This is a genomic window from Citrobacter sp. RHBSTW-00887 (assembly GCF_013728095.1).
Taxonomy (GTDB): Bacteria; Pseudomonadota; Gammaproteobacteria; order Enterobacterales; family Enterobacteriaceae; genus Citrobacter; species Citrobacter braakii.
This window is the reverse complement of sequence record NZ_CP056267.1, coordinates 4,480,189-4,503,426: the sequence shown is the minus strand read 5'-3', so window position 1 is coordinate 4,503,426 and position 23,238 is coordinate 4,480,189. Positions and strand designations below refer to the sequence as shown.

The following is a 23,238-nucleotide window of genomic DNA, read 5'->3' as shown; positions in this document are numbered from 1 at the left end:
AGCGGATGTTAGAATACTAACAAACTCGCAAGGTGAAATTTTATACGGCGATGCCGTTGGAGAATGTTATGACCGATTTAACAGCAAGCAGCCTGCGTGCACTGAAACTGATGGACCTGACCACCCTGAATGACGACGACACCAATGAAAAAGTGATCGCGCTGTGTCATCAGGCGAAGACCCCGGTAGGCAACACTGCCGCTATTTGCATCTATCCGCGTTTCATCCCTATCGCGCGTAAGACGCTGAAAGAGCAAGGCACTCCGGACATCCGTATTGCAACCGTGACCAACTTCCCGCACGGCAACGACGACATCGAGATTGCGCTGGCTGAAACCCGCGCGGCGATTGCCTACGGCGCGGATGAAGTTGACGTGGTGTTCCCTTACCGTGCCCTGATCGCCGGTAACGAGCAGGTTGGTTTTGATCTGGTTAAAGCATGTAAAGATGCGTGTGCGGCGGCAAACGTGCTGCTGAAAGTGATCATCGAAACCGGTGAGCTGAAAGAAGAGAGTCTTATCCGTAAAGCGTCTGAAATCTCCATCAAAGCGGGTGCTGATTTCATCAAAACCTCTACCGGTAAAGTGCCGGTAAATGCGACGCCGGAAAGCGCACGCATCATGATGGAAGTGATCCGCGACATGGGCGTTTCTAAAACTGTAGGTTTCAAACCGGCAGGCGGCGTGCGTACTGCAGAAGATGCACAGCAGTTCCTGGCGATTGCTGACGAACTGTTTGGCGCTGACTGGGCCGATTCCCGTCACTATCGTTTTGGCGCATCCAGCCTGCTGGCGAGCCTGCTGAAAGCGCTGGGTCACGGCGATGGTAAGAGCGCAAGCAGCTACTAATTACTCGTCATACTGCAAGCCGCAGGTGCGTTAGCTGCACTCCCTCACCCCAGTCACTTACTGTAGTAAGCGCCTGGGGATGAGCTTCCTTGCCGCTTCCTGCGACTCGAATTGTTTAGAGTAATCATTCATTGCAGTGGGTTTTCCGCTGCATTTAACCTGATTTATCGGGGGTTACCATGTTTCTCGCACAAGAAATTATTCGTAAAAAACGTGATGGTCATGCGCTGAGCGATGAAGAGATTCGTTTCTTTATCAATGGGATTCGCGACAACACCATCTCTGAAGGGCAAATCGCCGCCCTGGCGATGACCATTTTCTTCCACGATATGACAATGCCTGAGCGTGTTTCGCTGACCATGGCAATGCGTGATTCAGGAACCGTGCTGGACTGGAAAAGCCTGCAACTGAACGGCCCGATTGTGGATAAACACTCTACCGGCGGCGTGGGTGACGTAACCTCACTGATGTTAGGCCCGATGGTCGCTGCATGCGGCGGCTATATTCCGATGATCTCCGGACGTGGTCTGGGGCATACCGGCGGTACGCTCGATAAACTGGAAGCCATCCCAGGGTTTGACATCTTCCCGGACGACGCGCGTTTCCGTGAAATTATTAAAGACGTGGGTGTGGCGATTATTGGGCAAACCAGCTCGCTCGCACCGGCGGATAAACGTTTTTATGCCACCCGCGATATTACCGCGACGGTGGATTCCATCCCGCTGATTACCGGCTCTATCCTGGCGAAAAAGCTGGCGGAAGGGCTGGATGCGCTGGTGATGGATGTGAAAGTCGGCAGCGGCGCCTTTATGCCGACCTATGAGCTTTCTGAAGCGCTTGCCGAAGCGATTGTCGGCGTGGCGAACGGGGCGGGTGTACGTACCACCGCGCTGTTAACCGATATGAACCAGGTACTGGCCTCCAGCGCAGGTAACGCGGTAGAAGTCCGCGAAGCGGTGCAGTTCCTGACAGGTGAATACCGCAATCCACGTCTGTTAGACGTCACGATGGCGCTGTGCGTGGAAATGCTGATCTCCGGCAATCTGGCGAAAGACGATGCCGAAGCCCGTGCAAAATTGCAGGCGGTGCTGGATAACGGCAAAGCGGCAGAGATTTTTGGTCGCATGGTTGCAGCGCAGAAAGGCCCGACCGATTTCGTCGAAAATTATGCGAAGTACCTGCCGACGGCAATGCTCAGCAAAGCGGTATATGCTGATACCGAAGGTTTTGTCAGCGCTATGGATACCCGTGCGCTGGGAATGGCGGTTGTTTCCATGGGCGGCGGTCGTCGTCAGGCTTCGGACACCATTGATTACAGCGTTGGCTTTAGCGACATGGCGCGTCTGGGCGACAGCGTAGACGGACAGCGTCCGCTGGCGGTGATCCACGCCAAAGACGAAGCCAGCTGGCAGGAAGCGGCGAAAGCGGTCAAAGCGGCAATTAGCCTTGACGATAAAGCGCCAGAAATTACACCGACAGTCTATCGTCGTATTACCGAATAACTGTATACTGATCTGATCGCTTTTTTGCGGCGCAGATGTTGGAGAACAAGATGAAACGTGCATTTATTATGGTGCTGGACTCCTTTGGTATTGGTGCGACTGAAGATGCGGATCGCTTTGGCGACGTAGGCTCAGACACTATGGGACACATTGCAGAAGCCTGTGCGAAAGGCGAAGCTGACAAGGGTCGCAAAGGTCCACTGAATCTGCCTAACCTGACCCGTCTGGGCCTGGTGAAAGCTCACGAAGGTTCTACCGGTAAAATTGCTGCTGGTATGGACGGTAACGCGGAAGTGATTGGTGCCTACGCCTGGGCGCATGAACTCTCTTCCGGGAAAGACACGCCGTCTGGCCACTGGGAAATCGCGGGTGTTCCGGTTCTGTTTGACTGGGGTTATTTCTCCGATCATGACAACAGCTTCCCGCAGGAACTGCTGGATAAACTGGTCAAACGTGCCAACCTGCCGGGCTACCTCGGCAACTGCCACTCTTCCGGTACCGTGATCCTGGATCAACTGGGTGAAGAGCATATGAAAACCGGCAAGCCGATTTTCTATACTTCCGCAGACTCCGTGTTCCAGATTGCCTGTCACGAAGAGACTTTTGGCCTGGATAAACTCTACGAACTGTGTGAAATCGCTCGTGAAGAACTGACCGAAGGTGGTTACAACATCGGTCGTGTTATCGCGCGTCCGTTTATCGGTGATAAAGCGGGTAATTTCCAGCGCACCGGTAACCGTCACGATCTGGCCGTTGAGCCGCCAGCACCGACTGTGCTGCAGAAACTGGTCGACGAGAAAGACGGTCACGTGGTTTCCGTCGGTAAAATCGCGGATATCTACGCTAACTGTGGCATCACCAAAAAAGTGAAAGCTACCGGCCTGGACGCGCTGTTCGACGCCACCATCAAAGAGATGAAAGAAGCGGGTGATAAGACCATTGTCTTCACTAACTTCGTTGATTTCGACTCTTCCTGGGGACATCGTCGCGATATCGCTGGTTACGCTGCAGGTCTGGAACTGTTCGACCGCCGTTTGCCTGAACTGATGGAACTGGTGGGTGAAGATGACATTCTGATCCTGACCGCTGACCACGGCTGTGACCCGAGCTGGACCGGCACTGACCACACCCGTGAGCACATTCCGGTGCTGGTTTACGGCCCGAAAGTGAAACCAGGCTCTTTAGGTCACCGTGAAACTTTCGCGGATATTGGCCAGACGCTGGCGAGCTACTTTGGTACATCGCCGATGGACTACGGTAAAAACATGCTGTGATACCCGTTGTCTTTCGCGCTGTAGATGCGTTGACTTCATTCGCTCACCCCGGTCACATAGGTAATCTATGCTCCCGGGGGTTCCGAATTCGTCGCCTTCCAACAACGCGAAATCCTTAGGGTATTTGAATTCGTTTTGTCGGTTGGGTAAGGCATTGCTACCCCCTCGACAAAAACAATAAATCAAAAGGGAACTGAAGATGGCAACTCCACATATTAATGCAGAAATGGGTGATTTCGCTGACGTCGTATTGATGCCGGGCGACCCGCTGCGCGCAAAGCATATTGCTGAAACTTTCCTCGAAGATGTTCGTGAAGTGAACAACGTTCGCGGCATGTTAGGTTTCACCGGTACTTACAAAGGCCGTAAGATCTCCGTTATGGGTCACGGGATGGGTATCCCGTCCTGCTCTATCTACACCAAAGAGCTGATCACCGATTTTGGCGTGAAGAAAATCATTCGCGTAGGCTCCTGCGGCGCTGTGCGTATGGACGTTAAACTGCGTGACGTGGTTATCGGTATGGGCGCCTGCACCGACTCCAAAGTAAACCGTATCCGTTTTAAAGATCATGACTTCGCAGCTATCGCTGACTTCGACATGGTGCGTAATGCAGTTGATGCGGCAAAAGCGCTGGGCGTAGACGCGCGCGTGGGCAACCTGTTCTCCGCTGACCTGTTCTACTCTCCGGACGGCGAAATGTTCGACGTAATGGAAAAATACGGCGTGCTGGGCGTGGAAATGGAAGCGGCGGGTATCTACGGCGTTGCGGCTGAGTTTGGTGCGAAAGCGCTGACCATCTGCACCGTGTCCGACCATATCCGTACTCACGAGCAGACCACTGCCGCTGAACGTCAGACGACCTTCAACGACATGATCAAAATCGCACTGGAATCCGTTCTGCTGGGCGATAAAGAGTAAGTGTTGTGATGCCCGGTAGCGCTGCGCTTACCGGGCATACAATCGATGTATGCCGGACCGCCATCCGGCATTTTCAGGCCAGCGTTTAGCTCACTGCACTGGCAATCCACGCTGACAGTTCGCGTAACTCTTTCTCCTGCTGTGGGAAATCAACCAGCAGCGCTTCGCACTCCTGTTGCAGCATATCCGCACGGTACAAACACCCCTGCAGACGACCCGCCAGCGCTTCTAACGGCGCGGGATTGAGGCTGTCGGTAAAGACCTGCGTACGGGTGATATGACCTTTTTCCACGTCGAAATGCAGCTCAACGCCGCCCCAGGTGAAACGCTCGTCCAGAAGGTGCGAGAACGCAGGCGCCTGACCAAAATTCCACTCCCAACTGCTCTGACGGGCAAAGGTTTCGGCAAAGTTCGGCAGATCCGGGGTTTTGTCCGGCGAGATAATTTCCGCTTCGACACGTTCGCCGTAGTGGGCAAAAAAGGCTTCCGTGATAGCCTGACAGACCTGTTGATGGGTGATGCCCGGCAACAGCTCCGTTAGATTCGCTACGCGTGAGCGAACCGAGGTGATGCCTTTGGCGGCGAGTTTCTTTTTATCCGGATTGAGATAGTTTGCCAGGCGGCTGAGATCGGCGTTCAACAACAGCGTGCCGTGGTGGAATCCGCGGTCTTTCGTTTCCCGATAAGCAGAGCCGGAAACTTTGCGATCGCCGTCTGGCGTTTTCACGACCAGATCGTTACGCCCGGAGGCGTCGGCGTCTACGCCCAGCGCGTTCAGGGCATGGAGGACAATAGCGGTAGAGATGGTTTTGTCGTACTCCGGTTTACCGGCCATAAAGGTAAAGCAGGTATTGCCTAAGTCATGGAACACCGCGCCGCCGCCGCTGCTGCGACGGGCGAGCCGCACGTTGTCTTCTTCCATACGGCGGGTATTACACTCTTTCCACGGGTTTTGCGCCCGGCCAATCACTACCGTATCGGCGTTACGCCACAAGAACAGGACGCGCTGCGTGGCGGGCATCTGGCGAAAAATGCACTCTTCGACCGCGAGGTTAAACCACGGATCGTAAGAGTCTGAGATAAGCAGGCGTAGTGTCGTCATGGTCGATTTCCTTTCTGTTATTACTCTTTCTTCTCGTTGTCTTCTTCCTGTACCGGTTTGTTGGCGGTCAGCAGGAAAGGGGATTGCTGCCAGCGGGTGCGCTTGCCTTGCAATAAGGTACGGGTGAGCACCACGCCAATTGCCAGTGACAGAAGCAGCATTAGGCGTAAGATGTTGGTGGTGTTATCCACCTGCTTGGCTTCGGTGGCGAGCGTGTGGGTATCCAGCGTCAGGCGTAGATAGCCCAGCGGACCATTTCTTCCCTGAATGGGCTCGACAATCTGCTGGTTAAAATAGCCCCCGGCTTTTTTGCCGTCCAACGCCAGTCGGTCTCGAACGTTGACGCTCTCACCGGTGCGTGTAATCAGGTCTCCCTGTTCATCGTAGACGCCCGCATCCAGAATACGGCTACTTTCCGTGAGCTGCGAGAGTACCGCTTTAATGCGCTTTTCATCCGGTGTTTCGGTACGCATCAGCGGGGCGACGTTCAAGGAGACCTGGCGAGCCAGCGTGCGCGCCAGCTCTTCGAGCTGCGGATTACGCTGCTGTTGGTGGCTTTGACTAAACCAGGACGCGCCCTGCATCAGAGCAACGAGCAGCGCAAGGCAGGACAATACAATCACTGCACGATGAAGTCGGAATTTCAGTTTTGTGCGAGCCATATTCCACCTGCTGAAAATTTGAGACTTAATGTTGCCAGAAGCGCTGGTTACAGGGTAGCCTCATGCGTTATTTTCCCCTGATGATTCCGACCCGAACGATTTTACAGGAGCTTTAATGCCTAACATTACCTGGTGCGATCTACCTGAAGATGTTTCTCTGTGGCCAGGTCTGCCTCTCTCTTTAAGCGGTGATGAAGTCATGCCGCTGGATTACCACGCGGGCCGCAGTGGCTGGCTGCTGTACGGTCGTGGGCTGGATAAACAACGGTTAACGCAATACCAGAGCAAACTGGGTGCGGCGATGGTGATCGTGGCGGCGTGGTGCGTTGAGGATTATCAGGTGATTCGTCTGGCGGGCTCGTTAACGCCGCGTGCGGCAAAACTGGCGCATGATGCCAAACTGGATGTTGCGCCACTGGGTAAAATTCCGCATTTGCGCACGCCGGGTTTGCTGGTGATGGACATGGATTCAACGGCTATCCAGATCGAGTGTATCGATGAAATTGCCAAACTGGCGGGAACCGGCGAAATGGTTGCGGAAGTCACCGAACGCGCGATGCGCGGCGAGCTGGACTTTACCGCCAGCTTGCGCAGCCGCGTGGCGACGTTGAAGGGCGCTGATGCCAATATTTTGCACCAGGTGCGCGAAACGCTACCACTGATGCCTGGCCTGACTCAGCTGGTGTTAAAACTGGAAACGCTCGGCTGGAAAGTGGCAATTGCCTCCGGCGGTTTTACCTTCTTTGCCGATTATCTGCGTAACAAACTACGTCTGACGGCGGCTGTGGCAAACGAGCTGGAGATCATGGACGGTAAATTCACCGGCAACGTGATCGGCGATATCGTCGATGCGCAGTACAAAGCCAACACCCTGACCCGCCTGGCGCAGGAGTATGAGATCCCGATGGCGCAGACGGTGGCGATCGGCGATGGCGCCAACGATCTACCGATGATCAAAACGGCTGGACTGGGTATAGCGTATCATGCCAAACCCAAAGTGAATGAAAAGACGGAGATTACGATCCGTCACGCTGACCTGATGGGCGTGTTCTGCATTCTCTCTGGCAGCATGAACCAGAAATGATTTAATTGCCTGATGGCAAAGTGACCGTAGGCCGGATAAGCGCCCACGCTGTCCGGTAAACGCGCTAACGAAAGAGGTAAAACGTGGCCAAAGCTCCAAAACGCGCCTTTGTTTGTAACGAATGCGGGGCCGATTACCCGCGCTGGCAAGGGCAATGCAGCGCCTGTCAGGCCTGGAACACCATTACCGAGGTACGCCTTGCCGCGTCACCAACGGTGGCGCGTAACGAGCGGCTCAGCGGCTATGCCGGGAATGCGGGCGTCGCAAAAGTGCAGAAGCTGTCTGATATCAGCCTTGAAGAGTTGCCGCGTTTTTCCACCGGATTTAAAGAGTTTGACCGCGTGCTGGGCGGCGGTGTGGTGCCCGGCAGCGCCATCCTGATTGGCGGTAACCCCGGCGCAGGGAAATCAACGCTGCTGCTGCAAACGCTGTGCAAGCTCGCTGAGCAGATGAAAACCCTGTACGTCACCGGCGAAGAGTCTTTGCAACAGGTGGCGATGCGCGCGCATCGACTCGGTCTGCCGACGGCGAATCTGAACATGCTGTCGGAAACCAGTATCGAACAAATTTGCCTGATTGCCGAAGAAGAACAGCCGAGGCTGATGGTTATCGACTCCATTCAGGTGATGCACATGGCGGACATTCAGTCTTCGCCGGGCAGCGTGGCACAGGTGCGCGAAACCGCGGCTTACCTGACCCGCTTTGCCAAAACGCGCGGCGTGGCGATTGTCATGGTCGGCCACGTCACCAAAGACGGCTCGCTGGCCGGTCCAAAGGTGCTGGAGCACTGTATTGACTGCTCGGTTCTGCTCGACGGCGACGCCGATTCTCGTTTTCGTACTCTGCGTAGCCATAAAAACCGCTTTGGCGCGGTGAATGAACTGGGCGTCTTTGCCATGACCGAACAGGGGCTGCGTGAAGTTAGCAACCCTTCCGCTATCTTCTTAAGCCGTGGCGATGAAGTCACCTCCGGCAGTTCAGTGATGGTGGTCTGGGAAGGCACACGCCCGTTGCTGGTGGAGATTCAGGCGCTGGTCGACCATTCGATGATGGCGAATCCGCGTCGTGTGGCGGTCGGTCTGGAGCAGAACCGTCTGGCGATTCTGCTGGCCGTGCTGCATCGTCACGGCGGCTTGCAGATGGCGGATCAGGACGTGTTCGTCAACGTGGTCGGCGGTGTGAAGGTTACCGAAACCAGCGCCGATCTGGCACTGCTACTGGCAATGGTTTCCAGCCTGCGCGACCGACCGCTGCCGCAGGACTTAGTGGTCTTTGGCGAAGTGGGACTGGCGGGCGAAATCCGTCCGGTACCCAGCGGCCAGGAGCGTATTTCCGAAGCGGCGAAGCACGGCTTTCGTCGGGCGATTGTTCCTGCCGCCAACGTGCCGAAAAAAGTGCCGGAAGGGATGCAGGTCTTTGGCGTTAAGAAGCTTACGGATGCTTTAAGCGTGTTTGACGACCTATAATAAAATACCCGCCGTCTTTCCGGCGGTATTGGGTATTACGTTTATTTTTACAGCAGGAGGCTCTTGTGTCATTTGATTATCTGAAAACTGCCATTAAGCAAAAGGGCTGTACCCTGCAACAGGTGGCAGATGCCAGTGGCATGACCAAGGGATATTTAAGTCAACTGCTGAATGCCAAAATTAAAAGCCCCAGCGCGCAAAAGCTGGAGGCGTTGCACCGGTTTCTCGGGCTGGAGTTTCCGCGCCAGCAGAAGAATATCGGTGTGGTATTCGGTAAGTTTTATCCGCTGCATACCGGCCATATCTATCTTATCCAGCGCGCGTGTAGTCAGGTCGATGAACTGCATATCATCATGGGGTATGACGACACGCGCGATCGCAGCCTGTTTGAAGACAGCGCTATGTCGCAACAGCCCACGGTGCCCGATCGTCTACGCTGGCTGCTGCAAACCTTTAAGTATCAGAAAAATATCCGTATTCATGCCTTCAACGAAGAGGGGATGGAGCCGTACCCACACGGTTGGGATGTGTGGAGCAACGGGATCAAAACGTTTATGCAGGAGAAAGGGATCCAGCCTAACTGGATTTACACTTCTGAAGAGTCAGATGCCCCGCAGTATCTGGAACATCTGGGGATCGAAACCGTGCTGGTGGATCCCAAACGAACGTTTATGAACATCAGCGGCGGGCAAATCCGTGAGAACCCGTTTCGCTACTGGGAGTATATTCCTACAGAAGTGAAGCCGTTTTTCGTGCGCACTGTGGCGATCCTCGGCGGAGAGTCGAGCGGAAAATCGACGCTGGTGAACAAGCTCGCCAATATCTTTAACACTACCAGTGCGTGGGAATATGGGCGTGATTACGTCTTCTCCCATTTGGGCGGTGATGAGATGGCGTTGCAGTATTCCGACTACGATAAAATCGCCTTGGGACAAGCCCAATACATTGATTTTGCTGTCAAGTATGCCAATAAAGTGGCGTTTATCGACACCGATTTCGTTACCACTCAGGCCTTCTGCAAAAAGTATGAAGGGCGTGAACACCCGTTTGTGCAGGCCCTGATTGACGAGTATCGCTTTGACCTGGTGATCCTGCTGGAGAACAATACTCCATGGGTGGCGGATGGCTTACGCAGTCTCGGCAGTTCGGTTGACAGAAAAGCGTTTCAGTCGCTGCTGGTCGAGATGCTGCAGGAAAACAATATCAATTTTGTGCACGTTCAGGAGCCCGACTATGACGGTCGATTTCTGCGCTGCGTGGAGTTGGTGAAAGAGTTGATGGGCGAGCAGAGATAGCGTAAATACCGGATGGCGTTGCGCTTATCCGGCCTACAAGTCGCACTAACCTCGTAGGCCGGATGAGGCGTAACGCCGCCATCCGGCGCTTAACGGTAATTACTTCGAAATACGCTTGTACTTAATACGCTTCGGCTCCAGCGCATCTGCGCCCAGCGTGCGTTTCTTGTACTCTTCGTATTCGGTAAAGTTACCTTCGAAGAACTCAACTTTACCTTCATCCTGGTAATCCAGAATGTGGGTCGCGATACGGTCGAGGAACCAACGGTCGTGCGAGATGACCATCGCACAGCCCGGGAACTCCAGCAGGGCGTTTTCCAGCGCGCGCAGGGTTTCGATATCCAGGTCGTTGGTTGGTTCATCAAGCAGCAGCATGTTGCCGCCAACCTGCAGCAGCTTCGCCAGGTGCAGACGACCGCGCTCACCGCCGGAGAGTTCGCCTACGCGTTTACCCTGATCAACACCTTTAAAGTTGAAGCGGCCTACGTAGGCGCGGCTTGGCATCTCGGTGTTGCCGATCTTCATGATATCCAGCCCGCCGGAAACTTCTTCCCACACGGTTTTGCTGTTGTCCATGGCGTCACGGAACTGGTCAACGGAAGCTAGCTTGACGGTTTCACCCAGCGTGATGGTGCCGCTGTCTGGCTGTTCCTGACCGGACATCATACGGAACAGGGTAGATTTACCCGCGCCGTTCGGACCGATGATGCCGACGATAGCGCCTTTCGGTACGGAGAAGCTCAGGTCGTCAATCAGAACGCGATCGCCGTAGGATTTACGCAGATTGGTTACTTCAACGACTTTATCACCCAGACGTGCTCCTGGTGGGATAAACAGTTCGTTGGTTTCGTTACGCTTCTGGTATTCGGTGTTGTTCAGCTCTTCAAAGCGTGCCAGACGGGCTTTACCCTTAGACTGACGGCCTTTAGCGCCCTGACGCACCCACTCCAGCTCTTTCTCAATGGATTTACGGCGAGCCGCTTCCTGAGACGCTTCCTGCGCCAGACGCTGATCTTTCTGCTCCAGCCAGGAGGAGTAGTTGCCTTCCCATGGAATACCTTCGCCGCGGTCAAGCTCCAGAATCCAGCCCGCAACGTTGTCGAGGAAGTAACGGTCGTGGGTAATCGCCACCACGGTGCCTTCGAAGTCGTGCAGGAAGCGTTCCAGCCACGCAACGGATTCGGCGTCCAGGTGGTTAGTCGGTTCGTCGAGCAGCAGCATGTCTGGTTTTTCCAGCAGCAGGCGGCACAGCGCGACGCGGCGGCGTTCACCACCAGAGAGGTTCTCAATTTTAGCGTCCCAGTCCGGCAGACGCAGGGCGTCAGCGGCACGCTCAAGCTGCACGTTCAGGTTATGACCGTCGTGCGCCTGAATGATCTCTTCAAACTTGCCCTGTTGCGCAGCGAGTTTATCGAAGTCGGCGTCCGGCTCGGCGTACTTTGCGTACACTTCATCCAGACCTTTCAGCGCGTTAACCACTTCGGCAACCGCTTCTTCCACGGATTCACGAACAGTATGTTCCGGGTTCAGTTTTGGTTCCTGCGGCAGGTAACCGATTTTAATGCCAGGCTGTGGGCGAGCTTCACCTTCGATATCGGTATCAATGCCGGCCATGATGCGCAGCAGGGTCGATTTACCCGCGCCGTTCAGACCAAGTACACCGATTTTGGCGCCAGGGAAGAAGCTCAGTGAGATGTTTTTAAGAATATGACGTTTCGGCGGAACGACTTTGCCGACACGATGCATGGTATAAACAAATTGGGCCACGTTGGACTCGCCTCTTTATTTATCCCGTCATACTTCAAGCCGCAGATGCGTTGGCTGTGAGTTACTCGGCTCATCCATGAGCCTCGCCCTTGCGGGCCGCTGCTCCGCAGCGTTCAAATCTGCTCCTGACAGATTTGTCGTTCTCCCCAGTCACGCACTATGTACGCTCAGGGGATTTACTCCCTCGCCGCCTTGCTGCAACTTGAATTATTTAGGGCTAATTATTGGTAAATAGTTATCAAAGGCGAAGTGTAGCCTTTTTCATTGCCCAATCCCAGCCAGCAGATCTCACTCGCAACAAAAGTAAAAAAGTGTCCGTGACGTGGCGCATTCTGCAATGTCTGGTTAGCATGAACTAATTAAGCGGCATGATGCTGCACAGACGTAACATGAGAAGAGGAAGAGCTTGTGGACAAAGCCAATCAATTTACCTGGCGCCTGCTGGCGGCCAGCGTATGTCTGCTGACGGTCAGTCAAGTGGCGCGAGCCGATTCCCTGGATGAGCAGCGCAGTCGCTATGCGCAAATTAAACAGGCCTGGGATAACCGACAGATGGATGTCGTAGAGCAGATGATGCCCGGCCTGAAGAATTATCCTCTGTATCCTTATCTGGAATATCGTCAGATTACTGACGATCTGATGAATCAGCCCACCATTACCGTTACCAATTTTGTGCGCGCCAACCCGACGCTGCCCCCCGCGCGTACTCTGCAATCACGTTTCGTGAATGAACTGGCGCGACGGGAGGACTGGCGTGGACTACTGGCGTTCAGCCCAGAAAAACCGGGTACCACGGAAGCGCAATGCAACTATTACTTTGCGAAATGGAGCACCGGGCAAACCGAAGAGGCCTGGCAGGGCGCGAAAGAACTGTGGTTGAGTGGGAAAAGCCAGCCGAACGCCTGTGACAAATTATTCGGCGTATGGCGCGCCTCAGGAACTCAGGATCCGCTGGCGTATCTGGAGCGTATTCGTCTGGCGATGAAAGCCGGGAATACCGGTCTGGTCACGGCGTTGGCTGGACAAATGCCCGCGCAATACCAAACTATCGCTTCGGCGATCATCGCGCTGGCCAACGATCCGAATTCGGTGATGACCTTTGCACGCACCACTGGCGCGACGGATTTCACCCGACAGATGGCGGCGGTGGCTTTTTCCAGCGTGGCGCGTCAGGATGCGGAAAATGCCCGCCTGATGATCCCGTCTCTGGCGCAGGCGCAACAGCTGAATGACGAGCAAACCCAGGAGCTGCGCGACATCGTCGCCTGGCGTCTGATGGGCAATGACGTTACCGATGAGCAGGCCAAATGGCGCGATGACGCCATTATGCGCTCGAATTCCACCTCGCTTGTGGAACGCCGTGTGCGCATGGCGCTGGGAACCGGCGATCGTCGTGGTCTGAATACCTGGCTGGCGCGTCTGCCAATGGAAGCAAAAGAGAAAGATGAGTGGCGTTACTGGCAGGCGGATCTGCTGCTTGAGCGCGGGCGTGAGGCGGAAGCCAAAGAGATTCTGCATCAGCTCATGCAGCAGCGCGGTTTCTATCCGATGGTGGCGGCACAGCGTCTGGGTGAAGAGTACGAGCTGAAAGTGGATAAAGCCCCGGCAAACGTTGACTCTGCGCTGACTCAGGGACCGGAAATGGCACGTGTGCGCGAGCTAATGTACTGGAACCTGGACAATACCGCGCGCAGTGAATGGGCGAATCTGGTCACCAGTCGCACGAAGTCTGAGCAGGCTCAGCTGGCGCGTTACGCGTTCAACAATCACTGGTGGGATCTGAGCGTACAAGCGACGATCGCCGGTAAGCTGTGGGATCATCTGGAAGAGCGTTTCCCACTGGCCTACAAGGATCTGTTTACACGCTACACCAGCGGCAAGGATATTCCGCCAAGCTATGCGATGGCGATAGCGCGTCAGGAAAGCGCCTGGAACCCGAAAGTAAAATCGCCGGTTGGTGCCAGCGGGCTGATGCAGATTATGCCGGGTACGGCGACGCATACGGTGAAAATGTTCTCGATTCCAGGTTACAGCAGCCCGAGCCAACTACTGGATCCTGATACCAACATCAACATTGGTACCAGCTATTTACAGTATGTCTATCAGCAATTCGGCAATAACCGCATTTTTGCGTCGGCGGCCTATAACGCCGGACCGGGGCGCGTTCGCACCTGGCTTGGCAACAGCGCGGGTCGTATCGATGCTGTCGCGTTTGTCGAAAGCATTCCATTCTCTGAGACGCGTGGCTACGTGAAGAACGTGCTGGCTTACGATGCGTACTATCGCTATTTCCTTGGTGATAAGCCGGAGTTGATGAGCGACGCAGAATGGCAACGTCGTTACTGATCGTGTCGGTTGTGTTATGCTATCGTACTCGTTAAAGAGTACAAAAGGGGGAAGCAAGCACGCTTCCCCCGCAACGATGGCGATAACTTATGACTCAGCAATCACCCTATTCGGCAGAGATGGCAGAACAGCGTCACCAGGAGTGGTTACGTTTTGTCGATCTGCTTAAACACGCCTATGAACAAGACTTACACCTGCCCTTGCTCAATTTGATGTTAACGCCGGATGAGCGCGAAGCGCTGGGCACGCGCGTGCGTATCATTGAAGAGCTGCTGCGCGGCGAGATGAGTCAGCGCGAGCTTAAAAACGAGCTCGGGGCGGGGATCGCCACCATTACACGGGGGTCGAACAGCCTTAAATCTGCACCGGTGGATCTGCGTCATTGGCTGGAGCAGGTGCTGCTAAAAAATGCCTGATGGCACTTCGCTTATCAGGCCTAAGGATGTGGCGCGGTTGTGGCCGGATAAGGCGAAGCCGCCATCCGGCACAACGCTATAAATACACTGCGTTATGAAACGGGCTGAGCGCCAGAATCACCGCCTGGTGGTATACGCTTGAGCGCGTCAGCTTGCCCGCGGTAAAGACGCCGATTGCGCCCTCTTTACGGCCAATCTCATCAATACCCGTGTAGTCCGACATCACCGGACCGAGCGCTTCGCCTTGACGGACTCTGTCGAGAATGACAGCTGGCAATGGCAGCGTGGCTGAACGGGCTTCGCCGCGCTGGACGCCATTATCAATCACCACCCAACTGAAGGTCGCATCGTCGTCAATTCCCGCTTCAATAGCGACCCAGAAATCAGCCTGCGGGTGCAGACGGCGCGCATTATCAACGCGATTTCGTGCGCCAGTGCGCGTTTCCTTGTTTCCGAAAGGTTGTTCCGGCACGCCACTCTCGACGGCGACGGGTTCAATATGGCAGGATCCTTCCCCGAAAATCTCTTCAAATGCCCGCAGAATTGCCTGAATTTTGGCAGGATTGGTGGTCGCAGAGATAACCTTGTGCATAATTAAGCTCAGTTTGAAAATTCATCGCATCGCAGTATAACGGAAAAAAAGCATGTTACAGGTATACCTTGTTCGCCATGGCGAAACGCAGTGGAACGCCGAGCGACGTATTCAAGGCCAGTCAGACAGCCCACTGACCGCTAAAGGTGAACAGCAAGCCATGCAGGTGGGCGAACGCGCCCGCACGTTTGGTATTACGCATGTCATCAGCAGCGATTTAGGTCGTACACGACGCACCGCAGAAATCATCGCCCAGGCCTGTGGCTGTGATATCACCTATGACTCACGTTTGCGCGAGCTGAATATGGGCGTGCTGGAGCAACGCCATATCGATACGCTGACGTCGGAAGAAGAGGGCTGGCGTCGCCAGTTGGTGAACGGTACGGTGGAGGGGCGTATTCCTGAAGGGGAATCGATGCAGGAACTGAGCGATCGCGTCCACGCGGCGCTGGCATCCTGTCTGGAACTGCCGCCGGGGAGTCGTCCGCTGCTGGTCAGTCACGGTATTGCACTGGGTTGTCTGGTGAGTACGATTCTGGGATTACCGGCATGGGCTGAACGTCGCCTGCGTTTGCGCAACTGTTCTATTTCTCGCGTCGATTACCAGGAAAGTTTGTGGCTGGCGCCGGGATGGGTAGTTGAAACGGCAGGGGACATCTCACATCTGGACGCCCCTGCGTTAGACGAACTGCAGCGCTAGCGGCGAATCGGAATCAGGAATTCGCAGCGCAGGTTGATCGGGCGATCTCCCGCTTTGGCATCTTCTGCCGGGTAGTATCGCTCGATATCCTGCCCTTTACGGCGCGTCAGGTTCAGCATTGGCATGCATGTGCCGTAAACCGTCAGGATAAACTCCTGTACACCGGTCCCCAGCCCTTCATAGGTAAACATCACATACTCGCCGCCCTGTAGCAGGATAGGCTGTGCCGACGGCACATAACCATTGGCCTGTTCCGGCGTCAGTGCTGTGGTGTAAAACACTTCCTGCTCATCATCTTTTTCGAGGCTCGGACGCGTTTCGTTCAGCCCGTACAGCACTGGTGGGATCGCAGGAGCCTGGCTAAGGAAGTCGCGCCAGAACTGAATTCGCATTTCATGACGGAAATCTGAAATCTGCTCCAGCGAGCAGGAATAGCTTTGCGTGGTGCCAAGCAGTTGCGTATCTTCCAGCGTGACAAACTCGTGCGCAGGCATGGCAAATTCACCCAGTCGCATAGGCGGGCGAATACCAAACGCGCTCCATTCCGGCGAACGGCGATACAGCGCAGGCGTTTGGGAAAACTGTTTCTTGAACGCGCGGGTAAAGGTTTGTTGAGAGTCAAAGCGATATTGCAGCGCAATATCCAGAATTGGGCGTGCAGTCAGGCGCAGCGCCACTGCGGATTTCGATAAACGACGGGCGCGGATATAGGCGCCAATAGCATGGCCCGTCACGTCCTTAAACATTCTCTGCAGGTGCCACTTGGAATAGCCTGCTTTTGCCGCCACATTGTCAAGCGACAAAGGCTGATCCAGATGACCTTCCAGCCAGATTAATAGGTCGCGAATAATGCCAGCCTGATCCATAAAATATCCTCATCCTTTCAACAACGAGTACCTGACGTCAGGTATGAGGATAATAGCATTTTTTGCTGTTTTAGCATTCAGTGTTTTTTTTGCTCATAAATGCTTTTTTCGATCATTCGAAAGCGTGATTATTGTAATCCTGTGATCTGTATACGTTTTATCTTAGAATGTCGAATAATTACACAGAGTAACTTTTAAAAATGGTAACAATATGAAATATAAGAGCTTAATCATTTCCTCAATTCTGCTGATGTTGGCGCAGGTCGCCCATGCGGAGCAGATTGGATCTGTCGATACAGTGTTCAAAATGTTTGGGCCGGATCATAAAATTGTGGTCGAAGCGTTTGACGATCCTGATGTTACCAACGTGACCTGCTACGTGAGCCGGGCGAAGACCGGCGGCATCAAAGGTGGGCTGGGGCTGGCGGAAGATACCTCCGATGCCGCCATTTCCTGTCAGCAGGTGGGGCCGGTAGAACTGAGCGACAGAATCAAGAACGGCAAAGCGCAGGGCGAAGTGGTATTTAAAAAACGTACCTCGCTGGTGTTTAAATCCTTACAGGTCGTGCGTTTTTACGACGCGAAACGTAATGCACTGGCCTATCTGGCCTATTCAGATAAAGTGGTCGATGGATCGCCCAAAAATGCCATCAGCGCGGTGCCCATCATGCCGTGGCGGGAATAACAAGGAAGCAAAATGCAACAACCGTTGATCTGGTTGGTTGAGGATGAGCAGGGCATTGCCGATACGCTCATCTACATGCTGCAGCAGGAAGGTTTTAGCGTGGAAGCGTTTGAGCGCGGGTTACCTGCGCTGGAGAAATCTCGCCAGCGTTGTCCTGATGCAATCATTCTGGATGTCGGACTACCGGATATCAGCGGTTTTGAACTGTGTCGACGCCTGCTGGAGCGGCATCCAGCGTTGCCGATCCTGTTTCTGACCGCGCGTAGCGATGAGGTGGATCGCCTGCTGGGGCTGGAAATTGGCGCGGATGACTATGTTGCCAAGCCTTTCTCACCGCGCGAGGTGTGCGCCCGCGTGCGTACGCTGCTGCGGCGGGTGCAGAAATTCTCTGCTCCTTCATCGACGACGCGTTGCGGCGATTTTGAACTTAATGAGCTGGCCGCGCAGATTACCTGGTTCGGCAAGCCGTTAAACCTGACGCGCTATGAATTTCTGTTGCTGAAAACGTTGCTGTTGTCGCCGGGGCGCATTTACTCACGTCAGCAGTTGATGGATTTAGTCTGGGCCGATGCACAGGACACCTTTGACAGAACGGTCGATACTCACATCAAAACGCTGCGCGCCAAGTTGAGGGCTATCAACCCTGAGCTTTCCCCCATCAATACGCATCGCGGTATGGGATATAGCCTGAGGAGCGTCTGATGCGCATTGGCATGCGTTTGTTGCTCGGCTATTTTCTGATTGTTGCCGTCGCCGCCTGGTTCGTTTTGTCGATCTTTGTGCAGGAAATTAAACCAGGCGTCCGCCGGGCGACCGAAGGCACTTTGATTGATACCGCCACGCTGCTGGCCGCGCTGGCGCGCGATGACTTGCTCTCTGACTCTCCCGCCAACGGCAAGCTGGCGCAGGCATTTTCGCAACTGCATAACCGCCCATTCAGCGCCAATATCAGCGGCATTAACAAAGTCCGTAATGAATACCATGTCTACATGACGGACGCGCAGGGTAAAGTGTTGTTTGATTCCGCAAACCAGGCTGTCGGTCAGGACTATTCTCGCTGGAACGACGTGTGGTTAACCCTGCGTGGGCAATATGGCGCCCGCAGCACGCCGCAAAACCCGAACGATCCGGAAAGTTCAGTGATGTACGTGGCCGCGCCGATCGTAGACGGCGGACGTATTATCGGAGTGCTTAGCGTCGGTAAACCGAATGCGGCGATGGCGCCGGTGATTAAACGCAGTGAACGGCGGATGCTGTGGGCCAGCGCCGTATTGCTGGGCATTGCCTTAGTGATTGGCATCGGGATGGTATGGTGGATAAACCGCTCCATCGCCCGGCTGGCGCGCTATGCCGACTCCGTTACCGAGAATCGCCCCGTCCCATTGCCTGATTTAGGTAGCAGCGAGCTACGTAAACTGGCGCAGGCGCTGGAAAGTATGCGACTGAAGCTGGAGGGCAAAAACTACATTGAGCAGTATGTTTATGCGTTAACGCATGAACTGAAAAGTCCGCTGGCGGCCATTCGCGGCGCGGCTGAGATTTTGCGCGAAGGTCCGCCGCCGAACGTGGTTGCGCGCTTTACCGATAATATCCTGACGCAAAATGCGCGCATGCAGGCGCTGGTTGAAACCCTGTTACGCCAGGCGCGACTGGAGAATCGACAGGACATTACGTTGACGCCAGTGGCGGTAGATGCGCTGTTTGCTCAGCTCAAAGAGGCGCGTAGCGTGCAACTGGCGGCAAAAAACATCACGCTTACCATTATGCTTTCATCGCTTAGCGTCGCCGCCGAGCCTGCGTTACTGGAGCAGGCATTGGGGAATTTGCTCGACAACGCTATCGACTTCACGCCACAGGACGGGACGATTACGCTGAGCGCGCATCAGCAGGATGAACTGGTCACGTTGCAGATAATCGACAGCGGCAGCGGGATCCCCGACTTCGCGTTGCCGCGTATTTTTGAGCGTTTCTATTCGCTGCCCCGTGAAAATGGGCATAAGAGCAGCGGTTTAGGGCTGGCGTTTGTCAGTGAGGTTGCGCGACTGCACGAGGGGACGGTGACATTGTGCAACCGACCACAAGGCGGCGCACAGGCCTCGTTTACGCTTCACGCTCACTTCACATAACTTCAAATTCTCCGCACAAAGCTGTTCTACCTTGCTGATATTGCAAAGGAGAACGCTATGTTTAAATCACCCCTGTTTTGGAAAATAGTCACCTTAGGTGGCGCAATACTGCTGCTGTTAATCCCGCTGACGATGGTCAGGCAGATCATCGTGGAGCGATCGGATTACCGTGATGAAGTCGAAGATGCTATCCGACAGAGCACCAGCGGGCCGCAAAAGATGGTAGGACCGTTGATAGCCATTCCGCTAACGGAACTTTACACCTCACTGGAGGATGGCAAAGAAATCCAGCGTAAGCGTAGCTATATCCATTTCTGGCTGCCGGAGTCGTTGGTAGTTGAGGGGAATCAGAACGTTGAAGCGCGTAAAATCGGTATTTATGAGGGCCAGGTCTGGCACAATGATGTTTCGGTGAAGGCTGAGTTTAACGCCGAACGGTTGAGTGATTTAAATCATCCAAATATCAGCATCGGTAAACCGTTTATTGTGGTTGGCGTGGGGGACGCGCGTGGGATTGGCGTGGTAAAAGCGCCGCAGGTCAATGGAGCGTCGCTGGCCGTTGAGCCTGGGACGGGGCTGGATGGACGTGCACAGGGGATCCACATTCCACTACCCGATGCGAGCTGGGCTGAGCAAAATCTGAGCATGGCGTTGTCGCTTAATTTGAGCGGAACCGGCGATTTCTCCGTCGTTCCGGTTGGACGTAACAGTGAAATGACCTTAACCAGCAACTGGCCGCATCCCAACTTTCTTGGGGACTTCCTCCCGGCTAAGCGCGAAATTAGCGAATCAGGATTCAAGGCTAAGTGGCAAAGCAGCTGGTTTGCGAACAACCTCGGCGAGCGCTTTAACGACGAAAAGATTGGTTGGCAGGGCATGCCAGCGTTTAGCGTCGCCGTCGCCACGCCTGCAGATCAGTATCAGTTAACGGATAGGGCGACAAAGTATGCCATCCTGCTGATTGTGCTGACCTTTATGTCTTTCTTCGTCCTTGAAAGTATGACCAATCTGCGCCTGCACCCGATGCAGTATCTGCTGGTGGGGCTATCGCTGGTAATGTTTTATCTGCTGCTGCTGGCACTGTCAGAACACATCGGTTTTACGGCGGCGTGGATAACGGCAAGTCTGGTGGGGGCGTTGATGAACGGTGTGTATCTGCAGGCGATATTGCAGGGCTGGCGGAGCAGTATTTTGTTCACCGTGGCGCTGCTGGGGCTGGATGGTGTGATGTGGGTGCTGCTACGTTCACAGGATAGCTCTTTACTGCTGGGAACCGGCGTGCTGTTGTTCGCGCTTTGTGGGGTAATGTTCCTGACGCGTCATCTTGACTGGCACTCGCTGGCACAGCCAAAAACAAAGCCAAAATCTACAGAACTTCCAGAGCTTCAGCCTGCGCAGAGCGACGAATTTCGCTTGTGGAAATAGGGCAGTTGGGGAAATGAAAAACGGCGCATAAAGCGCCGTTTTTATACCAGTGAGGATTGAATTAATCCTGCAGGTCGCCGCAGAAACGGTAGCCTTCACCGTGAATGGTGGCGATGATTTCTGGCGTATCCGGCGTTGATTCGAAATGCTTACGAATGCGGCGGATCGTCACGTCAACGGTACGGTCATGCGGCTTCAGTTCGCGACCGGTCATTTTTTTCAACAGTTCTGCGCGAGACTGGATTTTGCCCGGATTCTCACAGAAGTGAAGCATGGCGCGGAATTCGCTGCGTGGCAGTTTATACTGCTCACCGTCAGGACCAATCAGAGAGCGGCTGTTGATGTCCAGCTCCCAGCCATTGAACTTGTAGCTTTCGACGCTACGGCGTTCTTCGCTGACAGTACCCAGGTTCATGGTACGGGACAGCAGGTTACGAGCACGGATAGTCAGTTCGCGCGGGTTAAACGGCTTGGTGATGTAATCGTCTGCGCCGATTTCGAGGCCGAGAATTTTATCGACTTCGTTATCACGGCCCGTCAGGAACATCAGCGCAACGTTAGCTTGTTCGCGAAGTTCGCGCGCTAACAGCAGGCCATTTTTCCCAGGCAGATTGATATCCATAATCACAAGGTTGATATCATATTCAGAGAGAATCTGATGCATTTCCGCGCCATCTGTCGCTTCGAATACATCATAGCCTTCTGCTTCGAAAATGCTTTTCAACGTGTTGCGTGTTACTAACTCGTCTTCAACGATAAGAATGTGCGGGGTCTGCATGTTTGCTACCTAAATTGCCAACTAAATCGAAACAGGAAGTACAAAAGTCCCTGACCTGCCTGATGCATGCCGTAAATTAACATGATCGGCGTAACATGACTAAAGTACGTAATTGCGTTCTTGATGCACTTTCCATCAACGTCAACAACATCATTAGCTTGGTCGTGGGTAGTTTCCCTCTGGACCCGACAGTGTCAAAAACGGCTGTCATCCTAACCATTTTAACAGCAACATAACAGGCTAAGACATGCCGGACACCCAATAAAACTACGCTTCGTTGACATATATCAAGTTCAATTGTAGCACGTTAACAGTTTGATGAAATCAACGTATCCAAATGTTTGCTTTCATCACAAAATTGCAATATTACAACTAGTTGCACGAGCAAATTAATAAATGTAATGAATCCAACCAGTGCGATCCATTTTAAATTAAATTATCATGGATAAACAGAGGGATATGCAACTTTTGTTAACATAAAAAGCAATAGTACACCCGGGAAATAGTTTAGCATTTTTTAATGGATGCGAAATGCTTTTTCAGTGATTTCTGTTAAAAATATGTAAATTCGCTCTGCATAATATGTTGAAGCACGTCACATTTTTCCTTGCAGACTGGCCAAAAAGAGTATCGAAATGCGTTTAACAATTATTCTGGTTGCCCCCGCCAGAGCGGAAAATATAGGTGCGGCTGCCCGCGCGATGAAGACCATGGGGTTCACCCAATTACGCATCGTTGACAGCGAAGCCCACCTGGAACCCGCCACGCGATGGGTCGCGCATGGTTCTGGCGATATTATTGATAATATTAGTGTTTTTTCAACGTTGGCGGAGGCGCTGCACGACGTAGATTTTACCGTCGCGACCACTGCGCGTAGTCGGGCGAAGTTCCATTACTACGCTATGCCGGTCGAACTGGTTCCTCTGCTGCAGGAAAAATCAACGTGGATGGATCATGCCGCGCTGGTTTTTGGTCGTGAAGATTCAGGGCTGACCAACGAAGAATTGGCCCTGGCGGATGTACTCACCGGTGTACCTATGGTGGCTGACTATCCTTCACTCAATTTGGGGCAGGCGGTGATGGTGTATTGCTATCAATTAGCAGGTTTAATACAACAACCCGTCAAAAACATTGAGGTGACGGATGAGCTTCAGCTACAGGCATTGCGCGCGCGCGTTTTGCGTTTATTAGCCACGCTGAACGTTTCTGACGACATCAAGTTGACGGACTGGCTGCAACAGCGAATGGGTCTGTTAGGGCAGCGAGATACGGCAATGTTGCACCGTTTTTTACATGATATAGAAAAAAGCATCACGAAATAAAATATCGACATACATTTGTTGTGTGGTGTTTTGTTCTGGATTCAAGTAGGGGGGACATACTGT

Annotated in this window: 22 protein-coding genes; 16 read left to right on the top strand and 6 right to left on the bottom strand. The window is 53.9% G+C overall.

Going from position 1 to position 23,238, the window contains the following annotated elements:
• The first annotated feature begins 68 nt into the window (after window positions 1-68).
• From deoC to deoD, 4 genes are all read left to right on the top strand, one after another.
• Window positions 69-848: a deoxyribose-phosphate aldolase gene (gene deoC, locus HV314_RS21475; RefSeq protein WP_016155634.1), complete on the top strand. Its 780-nt coding sequence runs from the start codon at window positions 69-71 to the stop codon at window positions 846-848.
• Window positions 849-1,027: 179 nt separating this feature from the next.
• Window positions 1,028-2,350 carry a thymidine phosphorylase gene (deoA, locus tag HV314_RS21470; RefSeq protein WP_016151609.1) on the top strand — a complete coding sequence of 441 codons (1,323 nt, stop codon included), beginning with the start codon at window positions 1,028-1,030 and terminating at the stop codon, window positions 2,348-2,350.
• Window positions 2,351-2,400: 50 nt separating this feature from the next.
• Window positions 2,401-3,624, top strand: coding sequence for a phosphopentomutase (gene deoB / locus HV314_RS21465; protein ID WP_016151610.1), 1,224 nt, complete (start codon window positions 2,401-2,403; stop codon window positions 3,622-3,624).
• Window positions 3,625-3,823: 199 nt separating this feature from the next.
• Complete coding sequence (gene deoD / locus HV314_RS21460) at window positions 3,824-4,543, top strand: purine-nucleoside phosphorylase (RefSeq protein ID WP_000224864.1); 720 nt, start codon at window positions 3,824-3,826, stop codon at window positions 4,541-4,543.
• Between the two features lie 85 nt (window positions 4,544-4,628).
• Here the strand turns inward: deoD and lplA are convergent, their stop codons facing one another.
• Window positions 4,629-5,645: a lipoate--protein ligase LplA gene (gene lplA / locus HV314_RS21455; protein WP_016151611.1), complete on the bottom strand. Its 1,017-nt coding sequence runs from the start codon at window positions 5,643-5,645 to the stop codon at window positions 4,629-4,631.
• A gap of 20 nt (window positions 5,646-5,665) precedes the next feature.
• Window positions 5,666-6,307, bottom strand: a complete 642-nt coding sequence (locus tag HV314_RS21450; protein ID WP_016151612.1) for a YtjB family periplasmic protein — start codon at window positions 6,305-6,307, stop codon at window positions 5,666-5,668.
• A gap of 115 nt (window positions 6,308-6,422) precedes the next feature.
• Between HV314_RS21450 and serB the strand changes: the two genes are divergently transcribed.
• The 3 genes from serB to nadR all read left to right on the top strand — a co-directional run bounded on the left by serB (window position 6,423) and on the right by nadR (window position 10,152).
• The gene (gene serB / locus HV314_RS21445) at window positions 6,423-7,391 is read left to right on the top strand and encodes a phosphoserine phosphatase (RefSeq protein ID WP_003829946.1); all 969 of its coding nucleotides are present in this window, start codon (window positions 6,423-6,425) and stop codon (window positions 7,389-7,391) included.
• An 83-nt stretch (window positions 7,392-7,474) separates the two neighbouring features.
• The gene (radA, locus tag HV314_RS21440) at window positions 7,475-8,857 is read left to right on the top strand and encodes a DNA repair protein RadA (RefSeq protein WP_053389006.1); all 1,383 of its coding nucleotides are present in this window, start codon (window positions 7,475-7,477) and stop codon (window positions 8,855-8,857) included.
• A 65-nt stretch (window positions 8,858-8,922) separates the two neighbouring features.
• Window positions 8,923-10,152 carry a multifunctional transcriptional regulator/nicotinamide-nucleotide adenylyltransferase/ribosylnicotinamide kinase NadR gene (gene nadR / locus HV314_RS21435; RefSeq protein ID WP_016151614.1) on the top strand — a complete coding sequence of 410 codons (1,230 nt, stop codon included), beginning with the start codon at window positions 8,923-8,925 and terminating at the stop codon, window positions 10,150-10,152.
• A gap of 99 nt (window positions 10,153-10,251) precedes the next feature.
• Here nadR and ettA read toward each other — a convergent pair whose 3' ends face one another.
• Window positions 10,252-11,919, bottom strand: a complete 1,668-nt coding sequence (gene ettA, locus HV314_RS21430; RefSeq protein ID WP_003019019.1) for an energy-dependent translational throttle protein EttA — start codon at window positions 11,917-11,919, stop codon at window positions 10,252-10,254.
• Window positions 11,920-12,327: 408 nt separating this feature from the next.
• On the opposite strand from ettA, the gene sltY reads away from it, so the two are divergent.
• On the top strand, window positions 12,328-14,265 hold the full coding sequence (gene sltY / locus HV314_RS21425; RefSeq protein WP_047358370.1) for a murein transglycosylase: 1,938 nt from the start codon (window positions 12,328-12,330) through the stop codon (window positions 14,263-14,265).
• A gap of 89 nt (window positions 14,266-14,354) precedes the next feature.
• On the top strand, window positions 14,355-14,681 hold the full coding sequence (gene trpR, locus HV314_RS21420; RefSeq protein WP_019078321.1) for a trp operon repressor: 327 nt from the start codon (window positions 14,355-14,357) through the stop codon (window positions 14,679-14,681).
• A 76-nt stretch (window positions 14,682-14,757) separates the two neighbouring features.
• Here trpR and yjjX read toward each other — a convergent pair whose 3' ends face one another.
• Window positions 14,758-15,273 (bottom strand): inosine/xanthosine triphosphatase, encoded by a 516-nt coding sequence (gene yjjX / locus HV314_RS21415; RefSeq protein WP_047358369.1) that lies wholly within the window; start codon window positions 15,271-15,273, stop codon window positions 14,758-14,760.
• 52 nt (window positions 15,274-15,325) lie between these two features.
• Between yjjX and gpmB the strand changes: the two genes are divergently transcribed.
• Entirely contained in the window at window positions 15,326-15,973 is a 648-nt protein-coding gene (gene gpmB / locus HV314_RS21410) for a 2,3-diphosphoglycerate-dependent phosphoglycerate mutase GpmB (RefSeq protein ID WP_016151619.1), read from the top strand.
• Here gpmB and robA read toward each other — a convergent pair.
• Window positions 15,970-16,839 (bottom strand): MDR efflux pump AcrAB transcriptional activator RobA, encoded by an 870-nt coding sequence (gene robA / locus HV314_RS21405; protein ID WP_016151620.1) that lies wholly within the window; start codon window positions 16,837-16,839, stop codon window positions 15,970-15,972. The genes gpmB and robA overlap by 4 nt on opposite strands.
• A 211-nt stretch (window positions 16,840-17,050) precedes the next feature.
• Here robA and creA point away from each other — a divergent pair, with 211 nt between their 5' ends.
• From creA to creD, 4 genes are read left to right on the top strand one after another with little or no spacing between them, the layout of a single operon-like run.
• Window positions 17,051-17,524, top strand: coding sequence for a protein CreA (gene creA, locus HV314_RS21400; RefSeq protein ID WP_016151621.1), 474 nt, complete (start codon window positions 17,051-17,053; stop codon window positions 17,522-17,524).
• A 12-nt stretch (window positions 17,525-17,536) separates the two neighbouring features.
• The gene (gene creB / locus HV314_RS21395) at window positions 17,537-18,226 is read left to right on the top strand and encodes a two-component system response regulator CreB (protein WP_016151622.1); all 690 of its coding nucleotides are present in this window, start codon (window positions 17,537-17,539) and stop codon (window positions 18,224-18,226) included.
• The gene (creC, locus tag HV314_RS21390; protein ID WP_181546658.1) at window positions 18,226-19,650 is read left to right on the top strand and encodes a two-component system sensor histidine kinase CreC; all 1,425 of its coding nucleotides are present in this window, start codon (window positions 18,226-18,228) and stop codon (window positions 19,648-19,650) included. Before creB ends, creC begins: the two co-directional genes overlap by 1 nt.
• Before the next feature lie 57 nt (window positions 19,651-19,707).
• Window positions 19,708-21,075 (top strand): cell envelope integrity protein CreD, encoded by a 1,368-nt coding sequence (creD, locus tag HV314_RS21385; RefSeq protein WP_181546656.1) that lies wholly within the window; start codon window positions 19,708-19,710, stop codon window positions 21,073-21,075.
• 61 nt (window positions 21,076-21,136) lie between these two features.
• On the opposite strand, the gene arcA is transcribed toward creD, so the two are convergent.
• A complete protein-coding gene (gene arcA / locus HV314_RS21380) occupies window positions 21,137-21,853 on the bottom strand; it encodes a two-component system response regulator ArcA (RefSeq protein ID WP_001194359.1) in 717 nt (238 codons plus the stop codon).
• Between the two features lie 95 nt (window positions 21,854-21,948).
• Here arcA and yjjY point away from each other — a divergent pair, with 95 nt between their 5' ends.
• On the top strand, window positions 21,949-22,089 hold the full coding sequence (yjjY, locus tag HV314_RS21375; RefSeq protein WP_042998021.1) for a protein YjjY: 141 nt from the start codon (window positions 21,949-21,951) through the stop codon (window positions 22,087-22,089).
• A 399-nt stretch (window positions 22,090-22,488) separates the two neighbouring features.
• The gene (locus HV314_RS21370; RefSeq protein ID WP_049268610.1) at window positions 22,489-23,175 is read left to right on the top strand and encodes a tRNA/rRNA methyltransferase; all 687 of its coding nucleotides are present in this window, start codon (window positions 22,489-22,491) and stop codon (window positions 23,173-23,175) included.
• Window positions 23,176-23,238: the final 63 nt, after the last annotated feature.

Excerpts from the sequence above, each read along its gene's own strand:
- HV314_RS21450 (WP_016151612.1), bottom strand. The coding sequence starts at position 6,307 with ATGGCTCGCACAAAACTGAAATTCCGACTTCATCGTGCAGTGATTGTA.
- arcA (WP_001194359.1), bottom strand. The coding sequence starts at position 21,853 with ATGCAGACCCCGCACATTCTTATCGTTGAAGACGAGTTAGTAACACGC.
- deoD (WP_000224864.1), top strand. The coding sequence starts at position 3,824 with ATGGCAACTCCACATATTAATGCAGAAATGGGTGATTTCGCTGACGTC.
- lplA (WP_016151611.1), bottom strand. The coding sequence starts at position 5,645 with ATGACGACACTACGCCTGCTTATCTCAGACTCTTACGATCCGTGGTTT.
- deoB (WP_016151610.1), top strand. The coding sequence starts at position 2,401 with ATGAAACGTGCATTTATTATGGTGCTGGACTCCTTTGGTATTGGTGCG.
- yjjX (WP_047358369.1), bottom strand. The coding sequence starts at position 15,273 with ATGCACAAGGTTATCTCTGCGACCACCAATCCTGCCAAAATTCAGGCA.
- robA (WP_016151620.1), bottom strand. The coding sequence starts at position 16,839 with ATGGATCAGGCTGGCATTATTCGCGACCTATTAATCTGGCTGGAAGGT.
- gpmB (WP_016151619.1), top strand. The coding sequence starts at position 15,326 with ATGTTACAGGTATACCTTGTTCGCCATGGCGAAACGCAGTGGAACGCC.
- serB (WP_003829946.1), top strand. The coding sequence starts at position 6,423 with ATGCCTAACATTACCTGGTGCGATCTACCTGAAGATGTTTCTCTGTGG.
- yjjY (WP_042998021.1), top strand. The coding sequence starts at position 21,949 with ATGACTAAAGTACGTAATTGCGTTCTTGATGCACTTTCCATCAACGTC.
- creD (WP_181546656.1), top strand. The coding sequence starts at position 19,708 with ATGTTTAAATCACCCCTGTTTTGGAAAATAGTCACCTTAGGTGGCGCA.
- deoC (WP_016155634.1), top strand. The coding sequence starts at position 69 with ATGACCGATTTAACAGCAAGCAGCCTGCGTGCACTGAAACTGATGGAC.
- creA (WP_016151621.1), top strand. The coding sequence starts at position 17,051 with ATGAAATATAAGAGCTTAATCATTTCCTCAATTCTGCTGATGTTGGCG.
- HV314_RS21370 (WP_049268610.1), top strand. The coding sequence starts at position 22,489 with ATGCGTTTAACAATTATTCTGGTTGCCCCCGCCAGAGCGGAAAATATA.
- trpR (WP_019078321.1), top strand. The coding sequence starts at position 14,355 with ATGACTCAGCAATCACCCTATTCGGCAGAGATGGCAGAACAGCGTCAC.
- creB (WP_016151622.1), top strand. The coding sequence starts at position 17,537 with ATGCAACAACCGTTGATCTGGTTGGTTGAGGATGAGCAGGGCATTGCC.
- deoA (WP_016151609.1), top strand. The coding sequence starts at position 1,028 with ATGTTTCTCGCACAAGAAATTATTCGTAAAAAACGTGATGGTCATGCG.
- creC (WP_181546658.1), top strand. The coding sequence starts at position 18,226 with ATGCGCATTGGCATGCGTTTGTTGCTCGGCTATTTTCTGATTGTTGCC.